Raw genomic sequence first — 13,420 nt, 5'->3', positions numbered from 1 at the left:
CAATGAAAAAAATAGCAATTGCTTTTGTTCTCTTATTCTCTTTCTACAGCTGTAAAGAATCTGATAAAAAAGAAGTTAAAGCAGAAACAAAAAAGGAAATCAGCGATTTATCAATTTATAATCTGCCATCAAAATGGACAACGCAAGATGGAAAAGATGTTGAATTGAAATCGCTTCGAGGAAATGTTCTCGTAATGGTAATGATTTACACAAGTTGCAAAGCTGCATGTCCTAGATTAGTTGCCGATATGCGTGATATTGAATCGAAACTAGAGAAAAATACAAAACAACACGTCAAATTGATTTTGGTTAGCATAGATCCAAATACAGATACTCCAGAAAGATTAAAATCGTTTGCGATTGAAAATAAAATGAATCAAGATCCTTGGATTTTTCTTCGTTCAACAGAAGAAAATACTCGAGAATTTGCAGCAGTTTTAGCGGTAAATTATAAAAAAATCTCTCCGATAGATTTCTCACATTCGAACATTATTAGCGTTTTCAATCCTGAAGGCGAATTGATTTTTCAACAAGAAGGTTTAGGCGTAAATAATGATAAAACAATTGAAGCAATAAATATGGAAGCAAGGAAAATATAAATATTTTAAATAGGTTAATTAGTAAGAAACAAGAGCAGGTTTAACGCGAAATCGGCTCTTGTTTTTTATTTCTTAGAGATGTCATTATTAAAATTAGTCCCAAAACCAAAAGAATACTAAAAATCAAAATACTTTGAAAATATCCTGGAATACTTCCTTTTCCAAAAAAGAAGAACCAACCTTGAAGAAACAACAAAACTTCTGTCAAAATATATCCTGAAATAAAACACTTCATTCCTATTTTCAATATTGAAGAATTGGCAGAAAGCATTTTATTCTGAAGTAAAATTCCAAATAAAAATCCTGTTATGATTCCCAAAGTGGTTAAGTGAATAAATCCAATAACAAAATTTCTAATTTGATGCGAAACTTCAGCTAAGTTTGGAAAAATAGTAAGCAATTGAATTCCGACTTTCAAAAATAAAGAACACAAAGCCAAACCGTAAACTATTTTAGTTGTTTTATCTAAAGTTTTTTTGAAATGAGTAATTTGAGGTTTCAGCATTTTATAGAAACAAATAAAAGCTCCCAATTGAAGCAAAATTCCTAAACCGTTAATATAACTCAAAACATCATTTTCTATGAACCAACGCACAGGAAAACAAACTGTTAATAGCGTAGCAATAACCATTAAAAAGTAAAATTTATTAAACTTTACCTCATCAATTTTACCTTGAAATTGTTTTAAAAACAAAGCCAAAATTGCCAATATAAACCAACCATTAAACTGAAAATGAAGAAAAAACTGAATCGCAATCTGATAAAAAGCGCTTTGTTTTCCTAACGTACTCACGGCTGGACCAAGACACCAGACACCAAAAGTTGATAAAATCATAAATAGAATCGAAGCCAATAAGAGTCTTTGCGAAGGAGATTTATCTCTTAAACAGTCTTTCCAAATCAAACGACAAAAAACATAACTCAACAAAATATGCATCGTTGAGAAAATAATCGAAAACAAAGCATATCCTTGAATCGGAAAGGCGATCATCATTCCGATTACTGAAAATTCTGTCAGCCAAAATAAACGGTTGTAAATTGGTTTCTGGCTTTTTTCTTTTGGAATAAAAAAATGAACGACCAAAACATAAACGATCAAATAAACCCATCCCAACATCGCAACATGCGAATGGGCATGAAGCAGAAAGCTATAGTTTAGAAAATCTAACGGAAAGAGATACATAAAACGCATTAATAATCCGAAAACACAGGCAATCAGAAAATTAAAGAAACAGCACAGTATCCAAGTTTTTTGAGAATTCATTTTAGAAATATTTTTTAAACACATAGAAACATAGATTTTTTTATTTTCAACACAATCTTGTCATCCTGACGAAGGAAGGATCACACTAGTAATTCTGCAAAGTATTTCTTCAATCTTTGTCGATTTCCGAGTGTGATTTCTCGTTCCTCGAAATGACAAATGTTACCGTAAAGTTCAGCAGCTAAAAATAGCATTTCTTGATATAAAAAACACCGATAATTATCATGTTAGATATTTTATCGGTGCTTTTCCACTATTAAAATTAACCTTTATTCTACTTCAACAAAGTCTTTTTCTAAAATAACAGCTTTTGGAAATAAGATGTTGTTTTCCAAATGGATGTGCTTGTGTAAATCTGCCTCAAACTCTTTCAGCATAGCAAAAGTTACTCTGTAAGTCGTACAAGCATCTGCTGGCGGAGTATAATTATCTGTCAACGTAGCGATTTCTCTAAAACGCTCGCCTTCATTGTCATGTTCGTGCATCATCATCGCAATCGGATTTGCAACGGTTCCAAAAGATGGCTGATGTAAAACCCCATCTGTATCTTTCGTTTTCACCATTCTTTTTACAAATGGAAATAAAACCAACTCTTCTTTTTTCATGTGTTGAGATAATTCTCCTGCACAGCCAATGAACAATTCGTTTATTTTAAACAATTCAGGATGATTTGCTCCATGAACTTTACATAATTTATCTAAAAACGGAAGCAAAACATTCGTTTTTTCTTCCACATAACGGTGATGCGTTTTCTCAATATAATCTGCCAATAAATCTAATGGCCATGAGTTGAAATCGATCGTTCCGTTATTTTCTGATTGTACAACTTGCAATACATTTTCTAGTAAAGCATCTGCATCAATATTTTGTTTTTCGCATACTTCGGTAACTGTTCGGTTTCCTTTGCAGCAAAAATCAATTCTATATTTAGAGAATACTGCAGCTGTTCTAAAATCTTCAGCTACAAATGATCCTATTGTTTTGTTTTTTAAATTTTCCATGATAATCAATTTATATTTTTTGTGTATATTTTTTGTGTTTATTTTTTGTTTTTTAATGTCAATTCAAATACAAACCAAGCCATTGTGATAAACCCGATTCCGAAAATTGAATCTCCAATTGCACGAAGCCATTTTAAAGTAATCATTGCTGGCTGCTGCATTAATTCTGATGAACGAGCATACCACATTCCGTGACTAATACTTTCTACTGCCTGCCAAACTCCAATTGGAAGAAGACTTAAGATTGCCATTAGAAATAAACCAATATTTAAAGACCAAAAAGTAATTTTAAGCAATTTGGTATTCCAGCTTACATTTCGGTATAAACTTCTCAGTACAAATAATACCAAACCAATTCCTAGCATTCCGTACACTCCGAACAATGCCGTATGTCCATGTAAAGGTGTTGTATTTAATCCTTGAACATAATACAAGGCAATTGGCGGATTAATAATGAATCCGAAGATTCCGGCTCCAAGGAAATTCCAAAATGCTACAGAAATCATAAAGTAAATTGGCCATTTGTAATCGGCAATCCATTTTGTTGATTTCGAGATTTTATAGTTTTGATACGCTTCAAATCCTATTAAAGTAAGCGGAACCACTTCTAAAGCGCTAAATGTTGCTCCTAAAGCCATAATTGCCGTTGGCGTTCCTGAGAAATATAAGTGGTGGAATGTTCCTAAAATCCCTCCAGACATGAAAATAATGGTTGCAAAAAGCACATTTAGGGTTGCTGTTTTGGTTTTTAATAATCCCAAACGAACAAACAAGAACGCAATTACAACTGTAGCAAATACTTCAAAGAATCCTTCAACCCAAAGGTGAACTACCCACCATCTCCAATATTCTGCAATTGCTAGATTGGTTTGTCTTCCCCACATTAATCCTGCTCCATAAAACATTGCAATTGCGCTACAAGAAACCAAGAACAAGATAATCAGATTTTTTTCTTCTGTTTTTTTCTTTAAAACTGGAAGTAACGGACGAATCATTAAAGCCAACCATAAAAACAATCCTACTAAAAGGAAAATCTGCCAGAAACGGCCTAAATCAACATATTCGTATCCCTGATGTCCAAACCAGAAATTTTGAACTAGATTTAATTTCTGCATTACTCCAAACCATTGCCCAGCCATTGAACCTAAAACAATAATCAATAAAGCGATGAATAGAAAATTAATACCAAAACACTGAAATTTAGGATCTTTGCCAGAAACAGCCGGAGCAATATATAATCCCGTTGCCAGCCAAGCTGTTGCAATCCAGAAAATAGCCAATTGAGTGTGCCATGTACGAGTTACAGCATAAGGGAGGATTTTATCAATCGGAATCCCATATAAACCATTTCCTTCCACTCCATAATGCGCTGTAATAATTCCGAAAACCATTTGCAAAACCATCAACAGACTCACAATCCAGAAATATTTGGTTACCAATCCCATCGATTTTGTTTTGCCCTGCTTAATCAACGGATCTTCTTTTGGAAGCGGAAATTCTTCTTCTTCACCCGATCTTGCATGATAGAAAACTAAGATTCCTACACTTAAAATCAATAAAATAATACTTACTCCAGACCAAGCTAAAAGTTCAGTTGTGGCAGTATTTCCAACCAATTCATCTGACGGCCAGTTATGTGTATACGAAATATTTCCATCAGGACGATTAGTAACTGTTGCCCATGTTGCCCAGAAGAAAAAGGCATTCATTTTATGCATTTTCTCCACATCTTTAATCGAGTTCTTCGGAATCGCATATTCTTCTCTCAACTTATCAAATTGAGGATTATTTGTAAAAAGACCTTTATAATATTCACTTAAGTGTTCAATCGCCGCCAAACGGTTTTCAGAAATGGTAAGCACTCCTGTCTCAGCATCGTATCGATTGGTTCTTAAATCTTTTTGCAAACGAACCTTAAGAGCCGATTGTTTTTCGGCATCCAATTCATCATATTTTTGATTAAAATCTTTCTTAGCATAAAGATCCAAGATAAAAACAGCTTCTCTATGCAGCCAATCTGCGGTCCAATCTGGGGCCACATAGGCACCGTGTCCCCAGATAGATCCCACTTCCTGGCCACCTATACTTTGCCAGATATTTTGTCCGTCTTTAATTTCACTTTCGCTAAAAACAGCTTTTCCAGAATCGGTTATAATTTCTTTCGGAACTGGTGGGGCCTCCTGATATATTTCGTAACCATAATAACCCAGTACTGCAAATGATATACTCATTACCAATGCAAATACTATCCATAATTTTTTTTCTTTTTTCATTTTGTAGGGAGGGGGGATTTCAAATAAAAGACATTTTTATCTTTTATTTGTTTTTAAAAAAACTCCAAAGCAATTACAGCATTTGGAGCTTTTAATTATTTATTCAACAATTAAAACGCCTTTCATCATGGCTACGTGCCCGGGGAAAGAGCAAATAAATGGATATGATCCTTTTTTATCAATGGTAAACTCGATTGTATCTTCTTCTCCACCACCAATTAATTTAGTGTGTGCAATAATTGAAGCTTTTTCAGATTCTGGAATATAATCAGTTGCTTTGGCATCATTCGCTTTTAAAGCAAAAGCAGCTTGGTCTGTTCCTTCTTGTAAAATCACTAAATTGTGTCCCATTGCTTCTTTCGGAATTTTACCAACATGTTTCAAAGTCAATTTGATTGGTTTCCCTGCAACGGCTTTCAACTCATTTGTATTAAACTGCATTTGGTCATTTCCTTCAATAACTAAAACATTTTCCTCTGTCGTTGCAGCTACTGGAGCTTGTTCGCCTTCAGTTGATGCTTCAGTCGTTTCTGTTGGTTCAGCTGGAGCTGTTTCTTTTTTACCACAAGAAGTAACTGCTAAAAATCCCATTAGGATTAATACTGAAATTTTGGTTTTTGTATTCATTTTTAAGATATTTAATAATGTTAATTGTTCTGATTTGTTGCTTTAAGAAAGAAATCTCCTGATTTAACATCAGAAGCAAGCTGTTCTAAAGTTGTATTGATAAGCATTTCCAGCAACAGTCCTCTTATTTTCTTGAACTCGTGATGAACTGGGCAAGGGTGCTCTTCCGAGCATTCTTTTAATCCGATTCCGCAGCCGCTGTATATTTTATTTCCGTCAATAGCATCTACAATTTGAATTAATTTGATAGACTTTGATGCTTCTGGCGAAACTTCAAATCCGCCTCCTACTCCTTTTGTCGAATCAATTATACCGCTTTTAGTCAAAATCTGCATAATCTTGGCTGTAAATGGTTCCGGTGAATCAATTTCTTTTGCCACATCTTTTATCCCAACCCTAATCCCTTTAGAAGATTTTGTTGCAATAAATATTGAAGCTCTTATTCCGTATTCACACGCTTTTGAAAACATACATCCTTAATTAATTCTAGACAAAGATAGAGAGGTTTTAAATAAAAGACAAATTTATCTTTAATTATTTTTCAAAAGAACAAACATTATTTATAATGAAACTAATTAGTACTAATAATTATACATATTCATCTTTCAATTCTTATAAAAACCAATTTTAATTTTAACTTTGAGAGTATTAAATTTTAAATATTTAACAAATGCCTTTAAGCAATTCAAAAGATTTAAAACTGGCAGTTCTTATTGATGCAGACAATGTGCCTTATAGTAATGTAAAAGGCATGATGGAAGAAATTGCAAAATTAGGAACTCCGACTACGAAAAGGATTTATGCCGATTGGACAAAACCGAATGCAAATGGCTGGAAAGGCGTTTTATTGGAACATGCTATTACTCCTATTCAACAATATAGTTACACGGTTGGAAAGAATTCCTCAGATTCTGCTCTAATTATTGATGCAATGGATTTACTATATTCTGGAAAATTAGATGGCTTTTGCATTGTTTCCAGCGACAGCGATTTTACAAGACTTGCTGTGAGACTTCGTGAATCGGGCATGAAAGTAATTGGAATTGGAGAAAAGAAAACGCCAAACTCTTTTATTGTTGCCTGCGACCGATTTATTTATATTGAAGTTTTGGATGGCGCAACTCAAAAGAAAAAACCAAAAGCTGTAGCCGCAGATACCAAAAAACCAGTTGAAAAACCTGCTGAAAAAGCACTTCATAAAATTGACAAACAAACCATTGAACTTATTGAATCTACAATTGAAGATATTGAAGATGATGATGGCTGGGCATTTCTAGGAGATGTCGGCAATTTGATCGTGAAGAAAAAACCTGAATTTGACCCTCGAAATTATGGTTATTCAAAACTGACTCCAATGCTTAAATCATTAACTGATATTCTGGAAATTGATGAAAGAGAGTCAGACAAAAAAGGAATCAAACACGTTTATGTACGTTTAAGATTCAACTAATTATCGCATTTTATTACCTATCTAATTTTTTAAAAACATGAGAAAAAAATTCTTTATTTACGGATTCTTATTGTTTCTAATTGTTGCAGCAATTTATTACTACACAGGACGAGGTTATTTACTCGTATTTATTATTCCGCTTTTGCTAATTGTCGGAGTTTACAACGCATCTCAAGAAAAACATGCTATTTTAAGGAACTTTCCCGTTTTAGGATATTTTAGATATCTTTTCGAAATGATTGCACCTGAGATTCAGCAGTATTTTATCGAAAGATCTACAGATGGAAAACCTTTTTCTAGAAACCAGCGGTCTTTAGTCTATCAAAGAGCAAAAAATATTGATTCGAGCACTCCGTTTGGAACACAATTAAACTTAAATACAGAAAATTACGAAGGAATAAAACATTCTATTTTTCCAGCAAAAGTAAACGAAGAATTACCTCGTGTATTAGTTGGCGGAAAAGATTGCAAACAGCCTTACTCTGCTTCTTTATTTAATGTTTCGGCAATGAGTTTTGGTTCATTGAGCGAACATGCAGTTCGTGCCATCAATATTGGTGCGCAAAAAGGAAATTTCTATCAAAATACTGGAGAAGGTGGATTAACTGAATTTCATCTTGCAGGTGGCGGAGATATTACTTGGCAGATTGGTACAGGATATTTTGGTTGTCGTGATGCAGAAGGCAATTTCAGCCCTGAAAACTTCAAAGAAAAAGCCAATCTACCAAATGTAAAGATGATCGAGATTAAAATCTCTCAAGGTGCAAAACCAGGACATGGCGGAGTTCTTCCTGCAAGAAAAAACACTGAGCAGATTGCTAAAATTAGAGGTGTCGTACCACATACTATGATTCTTTCTCCTCCTGGGCATCATGCTTTTTCTGATGCCAACGGATTAATTCAGTTTATTAAACAATTGCGTGATTTATCTAATGGAAAACCAATCGGATTTAAATTATGTATTGGAAATACAGCTGAGTTTGAAGCTATCTGCCAAGAAATGATTAACGAAGATACTTACCCAGATTTCATTACAGTTGACGGCGCCGAAGGAGGAACTGGAGCTGCTCCACTTGAATTTGCAGATGGTGTCGGAATGCCTTTTGAGCCAGCGTTGATTTTCGTAAACAAAACTTTGGTGCGTTTAGGGATTCGCGATAAAATGCGTATTATTGGAAGCGGAAAAATTATTTCAGGTTATTCTATTCTACATGCAATTGCGTTGGGCGCAGATATGTGTAACAGTGCAAGAGGATTTATGTTTTCTTTAGGCTGCATTCAGGCTTTACGTTGTCATAATAACGAATGCCCAACTGGAGTTGCAACTCAGAATAAAATGCTGATGAAAGGTTTGGTTGTTACCGATAAATCTGAAAGAGTTTACCATTTTCATAAAAATACGCTTCATGCTGCGAACGAACTTTTGGCTGCGGCTGGAAAAACATCATTTGCAGATGTTGACATCAATATCTTTATGCGTGGAGATGAATTTACTAACTTATCGGAGCTTTATTTTCCAGATAATTTGAAAAACGTTACTCAGTTCTCATAAAAAAATCCTCTTCAAATGAAGAGGATTTTTTTTCTCTATTTTCGATTATAATTTTGCCGTCTCTTTACCTGCCTTTGCATCTCCTTCTAAAACTGCTAATTCTTCCTGATCTACTAATTCTTGAGCTAAAATAGCATTATTATAAGCTAAAAAATAAACATCAAACTTCACTCCTTCAGCGATAAGCGATGGAGAAATTTGATCACTCTTAATCATTTCTTTCAATAAACTAGGAAAAGATTCTTTGTAGGCTAATTTGTTAGCATCATTTTCTTCTAAATTGGTTTCGATCCTAATTTCGATTTTATTGTCATTTAAAAAAGCTTTTGCCGTTGTGCTCGTAATTCCGCTTCCTTTTATAGAAGACGAATTGTTATAGTTACTTACATGTTCCTGAATTTTCTGCTTGGTGTTTTTACAGCTTACTAAAAATAATGCAAAAGCTAGAACAAATGCGATTTGGGTAATTTTTTTCATAAATTTTTGGTTTAATAGTTATTTTTTAACTCAAACATAACCAATTTATAACATAAAACCAATATGCACATATAAAAAAACATCTGTAATTCTTTGAATCCAAACCAGTTGTGTCCGCAAAAAGAAAACATTTGTAAGAATAAAAACATTTCTTCTATAATTAAATTTCAGCCTTAAATACAAAAAAGTCTCTTTAAATAAACTTTAAAGAGACTTTTAATATGTAAGAATTAAAATGATTCTGTTTTGTGCAAAAACTCAATCTTTTATTTCAAAAAATCTTTAAGCGATTCTCCCGTTAAGGTTTCTTTGTCTAAAACGGTATTATCATCTGCTAGAAAATAAACATCAAATTGAACTCCTTCTTCAATTAATTGTCTTGGAATCTCGTCTTTATCGATCATCAGTTTTATCAATTTTGGAAAAGAAATAACAGACGCCGATTTATTAGCCTCATTTTGTTCTAAATCGGTTTCAAATCGCAATTCAATTTTATCGTCGTTAATATAACCTCTTGCTGTTGTAAGCGTTACATTATCGGCTCTAAAACTTGGAGCAATGTTTTTGTTGTACGTAACAACATACTCTTGAAGTTTCTGTTTAGTGTTTTTACAGCTCGCAAGCATTAATACGATCATTACTGCAAAGGCAATTTGGCTTATTTTCTTTAGCATAATCTTTTATTTTAGTTTTTGAAGTCTTAATAATGCCTCAAGATAGTAATAATCTGCGTAATTTATAGAACAATCTATCTCACTATTTGCAGGTTTATGACCTGTTGAATGAAGTAAAAATGCTGAATTTACATCGTGACTTTGATAATTATCTGAAAGCGAAACAATCATCTTCTTTGCTTTTGTTAAATATTCCGCTTTTAAATTCTTGTCTTTTGTATACGAACTTAATTTTAATAATGCAGAAGAAACGATTGCCGCCGCTGAAGCATCTCTCGGTTCATTTGGAATATTTGGCGCATTAAAATCCCAATATGGGATTAAATCTTCTGTGGTTAATTTATCCAAATAAACACGCGCTAATTTATGAGCAAAATCTAAAAACTTAACATCTTTTGTTTCTCTATAAGTCATTGTAAAACCATAGATAGCCCAAGCCTGACCACGCGCCCACATACTATCGTCACTGTATCCTTGAGCAGTTCTTCCTTTTATCTTTTTTCCGGTTTCGTAATCATAAATTATAACATGATAAGAAGTATTATCTGGTCTAAAATGATTTGCCATTGTAGTTTCGGCATGTTTTACAGCGATATCATATAAATTTTTATTTCCACCATTTTTTGAAGCCCAAAACAAAAGCTCCAAATTCATCATATTATCAATAATGGTATTGTGACCGCCCATTTTATTATGAGGCCAAGACTGAATTGTTCCCACTTTCGGATTAAATAGCGTTGCCAATGTATCCGCAGTTCTTAAAATAATCTGCTTGTATTCCAGATTTTTAGTCAATCTATATCCGTTTCCAAAACTATTGAAAATCTGAAAGCCTAAATCGTGATCACCTGCTTTACTGGTAGATAATGGCGTTAAAAAACGACTGAATTTATCGGCTTCTTTTTCCCATTTTTTATCTTTGGTTGCTTCATACAAAAACCACAATTCTCCAGGCCAGAATCCGCTAGTCCAATCTTTATAGCCAACAAATTTCCATTCATTGCTTCCGTTCGGAACTGTTCTTGGAGAAGTGCCATCGTTTGGAATTACTTTTAAAGTTTTTGAAGCTTGCTCTGCACAATAATCCAATTGCTTTTTAATATTAAACGAATTGTCTTTTTGAGAATAGCTTTGATTTCCTACAAGAAACAAAGCTGCAATCAGGGTAAAAAATTTTGCCTTCATGTGGTTATTTTGATAAATAGTTGTTTTAACTGATAAATGTATGAAATAAAGTAAATTGAATTGGGTTTTGTATTTTTGTTCAACCTAATATGTACAATTAATACCGTAATTTCTATTTTGAACAAATCCAGAATTAACTATTTCATAGTTTTTCTAACCATAATTCTCCTTGGAATACTTTCAAGAAAAATCTCTTTTATTCCTTTATGGATTGGCGATTTTCTTTATGCCGTAATGATTTACATATTAGTTCGAATATTTCTTCCATTTAAAAATGCTTTCTTAATTGCATTCCTTTCTCTATTGATTTGTTATGGAATTGAATTTCTACAATTATATCAAGCCGATTGGATTGTAGAACTTAGAAAAACACTTTTGGGAAGATACGTTTTAGGACAGGGATTTCTTTGGGAAGATATTCTGGCTTATACTTTCGGAATCATTGTGGTTTTTATGACTGAGAAAATTACACTGAATTGTTTCAATCAAAAGTCTGCGTGATTTTTTCGATATTTAAACTGTTGGCCATTGCCATGAATATTTGATGATATGTTCCTTTATTATCATATAATTCATCATGAGTTCCTTTTTCGACACATCTACCTTTCTCTAAAACAATAATATTCGAGGCGTCAATAATTTGGGAAATACTATGCGATATGATAATTACAGTTCGATCTTTTTTGATCGCATCTAAAGACTTTTTAATCTGCTCTGTTGCAATTGCATCCAAACTTGCCGTTGGTTCATCAAGAAAAATGATTGGCGGATTTTTTAGAAACAATCTAGCAATCGCAATACGCTGTTGCTGTCCACCTGAAAGTAAATGTGCATCAGAATCATAACTTTTTGGCAATTGAATAACCTGTTCATGAATATAAGCTTGCTTTGCTGCTTCTATAACTTCTTCTTTTGAAGCTTCAGGTTTTCCGTATAAAATATTCTCTAAAATTGTACCTTTAAAAATGTGATTCTTTTGAAGTACCAAACCAATATTTTTACGCAGAAAATCTGTATTGTATTCCACTAAATCAACTCCATCCAAAAATATCTGGCCCGACGAAGGCAAGTAGAATTTATCCAATAAATTAATAATCGTACTTTTTCCAGCTCCGCTTAATCCTACCAAAGCGGTGGTTTCATTTGGTTTTACAGTGAAATTAATATCATAAAGCGCCTGAGTTCCGTTTGGATATACAAAATCTACATTTTTCACTTCTATTAATCCAACAATTTTTTCTGGGATATAATTACCGCTAGTTTCTGTTTCATGCTCTGCTTCTAAAATATCAAAGAATCCTTCCGAATAAATCAAAGCGTCATTTACTTCATCATAAATACGGTGCAATTGTCTAATTGGCGATGAAACATTATTAAATAGCATAATATGAAACATAATCGCACCAATTGTCATTTGATTATTCAAAACAAAATAAGCTGTCAGAATAATGATAATCACCACTCCTATCTGCTCTACAAAACTTTTAATGCTTTCAAAAATAAAGCTAGTCTTTCTTGTCTGCAGCTGATTTTCTGTCATCTCAAACTGAATCTTTTCGTGTCGATCGGCTTCGGTTGATTCACGTACAAAAGATTTTATTACGGTTATCGATTCAATTAAACTGATAATTCCGTTGTTTTTAGTTTCGCGGTAATTACGCATTCTTCGTCTAAATCCGCTCAATCTCGTTGCCTGCAATTGACTGATGTAAAAATAAATCGGAATGATACATAAACTCACCAATCCGACATAAACATTGGCATAAAACATAATTACCAAAGCCACAAAAGCGTTTGCAAACAAAGGCAAAATATCAATAAAGAAATTTTGAACCAATCGTGTTAAACTGCTAATTCCAGCATCGATTCTGGTTTGAAGTTTTCCGCTTTCATTTTCATCAGAAGTATAAAACTCCATTCTATAACTTAGAATTTTTTCTACAATGGTTTGAGAGATATCCCGCGTAATAAAAATTCGGAGTTTTTCTCCATAGAATTTCTGTCCAAATTGAACCACAGAATTAACCAATTCTTTAGTTAACAAGACGACGCTAATAATTCCGAGTAAATGAAATCCTTTGGATAAAGGTTCGTGAGCAACCATTAAATTATTTATGGTATCTACAGTATATTTTAAAATTACAGCATTTACCTGTGCAGCAAATGATCCTAAAAATGTGAGCAGTAAAGTTGCAATTACCATTTTTCTGTACGGCTTTACAAAAGGCAGGATTTTTTTATAAAGTACTGATAATTGCATTTATTTGAATTTTAGCTAACATATCAAATATAAGAATTCTAAATTTGTGTTGAAAATC

General features: G+C 33.2%; 13 protein-coding genes. 4 read left to right on the top strand and 9 right to left on the bottom strand.

The genetic code is table 11. The features are described 5' to 3' along the window. Positions 1 to 2: 2 nt before the first annotated feature. Entirely contained in the window at positions 3 to 599 is a 597-nt protein-coding gene (locus JI750_RS09485; protein WP_202000767.1) for an SCO family protein, read from the top strand. Between the two features lie 40 nt (positions 600 to 639). On the opposite strand, the gene JI750_RS09480 is transcribed toward JI750_RS09485, so the two are convergent. The 5 genes from JI750_RS09480 to JI750_RS09460 form a co-directional block, all read right to left on the bottom strand. Then, positions 640 to 1,863, bottom strand: coding sequence for a cbb3-type cytochrome c oxidase subunit I (locus JI750_RS09480; RefSeq protein ID WP_236673007.1), 1,224 nt, complete (start codon positions 1,861 to 1,863; stop codon positions 640 to 642). Between the two features lie 269 nt (positions 1,864 to 2,132). After that, a complete protein-coding gene (gene ric / locus JI750_RS09475) occupies positions 2,133 to 2,864 on the bottom strand; it encodes an iron-sulfur cluster repair di-iron protein (RefSeq protein ID WP_202000762.1) in 732 nt (243 codons plus the stop codon). 38 nt (positions 2,865 to 2,902) lie between these two features. Continuing rightward, the gene (locus JI750_RS09470; RefSeq protein WP_202000760.1) at positions 2,903 to 5,137 is read right to left on the bottom strand and encodes a nitric-oxide reductase large subunit; all 2,235 of its coding nucleotides are present in this window, start codon (positions 5,135 to 5,137) and stop codon (positions 2,903 to 2,905) included. A gap of 99 nt (positions 5,138 to 5,236) precedes the next feature. Then, positions 5,237 to 5,764: an azurin gene (gene azu / locus JI750_RS09465; protein WP_202000759.1), complete on the bottom strand. Its 528-nt coding sequence runs from the start codon at positions 5,762 to 5,764 to the stop codon at positions 5,237 to 5,239. A 20-nt stretch (positions 5,765 to 5,784) separates the two neighbouring features. Beyond that, a complete protein-coding gene (locus tag JI750_RS09460; RefSeq protein ID WP_202000757.1) occupies positions 5,785 to 6,234 on the bottom strand; it encodes an RrF2 family transcriptional regulator in 450 nt (149 codons plus the stop codon). A 200-nt stretch (positions 6,235 to 6,434) separates the two neighbouring features. Between JI750_RS09460 and JI750_RS09455 the strand changes: the two genes are divergently transcribed. Both JI750_RS09455 and JI750_RS09450 read left to right on the top strand, forming a co-directional pair. Continuing rightward, positions 6,435 to 7,214 (top strand): NYN domain-containing protein, encoded by a 780-nt coding sequence (locus JI750_RS09455; protein ID WP_202000755.1) that lies wholly within the window; start codon positions 6,435 to 6,437, stop codon positions 7,212 to 7,214. A 37-nt stretch (positions 7,215 to 7,251) separates the two neighbouring features. Further along, a complete protein-coding gene (locus tag JI750_RS09450) occupies positions 7,252 to 8,766 on the top strand; it encodes an FMN-binding glutamate synthase family protein (RefSeq protein ID WP_202000753.1) in 1,515 nt (504 codons plus the stop codon). 45 nt (positions 8,767 to 8,811) lie between these two features. On the opposite strand, the gene JI750_RS09445 is transcribed toward JI750_RS09450, so the two are convergent. The 3 genes from JI750_RS09445 to JI750_RS09435 form a co-directional block, all read right to left on the bottom strand. Beyond that, a complete protein-coding gene (locus JI750_RS09445; RefSeq protein ID WP_202000749.1) occupies positions 8,812 to 9,243 on the bottom strand; it encodes a hypothetical protein in 432 nt (143 codons plus the stop codon). Between the two features lie 266 nt (positions 9,244 to 9,509). Then, entirely contained in the window at positions 9,510 to 9,917 is a 408-nt protein-coding gene (locus JI750_RS09440) for a hypothetical protein (RefSeq protein WP_202000746.1), read from the bottom strand. A gap of 6 nt (positions 9,918 to 9,923) precedes the next feature. Beyond that, entirely contained in the window at positions 9,924 to 11,102 is a 1,179-nt protein-coding gene (locus JI750_RS09435; RefSeq protein WP_202000742.1) for a glycoside hydrolase family 88 protein, read from the bottom strand. Between the two features lie 117 nt (positions 11,103 to 11,219). On the opposite strand from JI750_RS09435, the gene JI750_RS09430 reads away from it, so the two are divergent. Continuing rightward, on the top strand, positions 11,220 to 11,603 hold the full coding sequence (locus tag JI750_RS09430) for a ribosomal maturation YjgA family protein (protein WP_202000739.1): 384 nt from the start codon (positions 11,220 to 11,222) through the stop codon (positions 11,601 to 11,603). Here the strand turns inward: JI750_RS09430 and JI750_RS09425 are convergent. Then, positions 11,584 to 13,362, bottom strand: coding sequence for an ABC transporter ATP-binding protein (locus JI750_RS09425; protein ID WP_202000735.1), 1,779 nt, complete (start codon positions 13,360 to 13,362; stop codon positions 11,584 to 11,586). The genes JI750_RS09430 and JI750_RS09425 overlap by 20 nt on opposite strands. Positions 13,363 to 13,420 lie beyond the last annotated feature (58 nt).

The sequence above is a fragment of the Flavobacterium tagetis genome (assembly GCF_016735615.1).
Taxonomy (GTDB): domain Bacteria; phylum Bacteroidota; class Bacteroidia; order Flavobacteriales; family Flavobacteriaceae; genus Flavobacterium; species Flavobacterium tagetis.
This window is presented reverse-complemented; position numbering and strand designations above follow the sequence as displayed.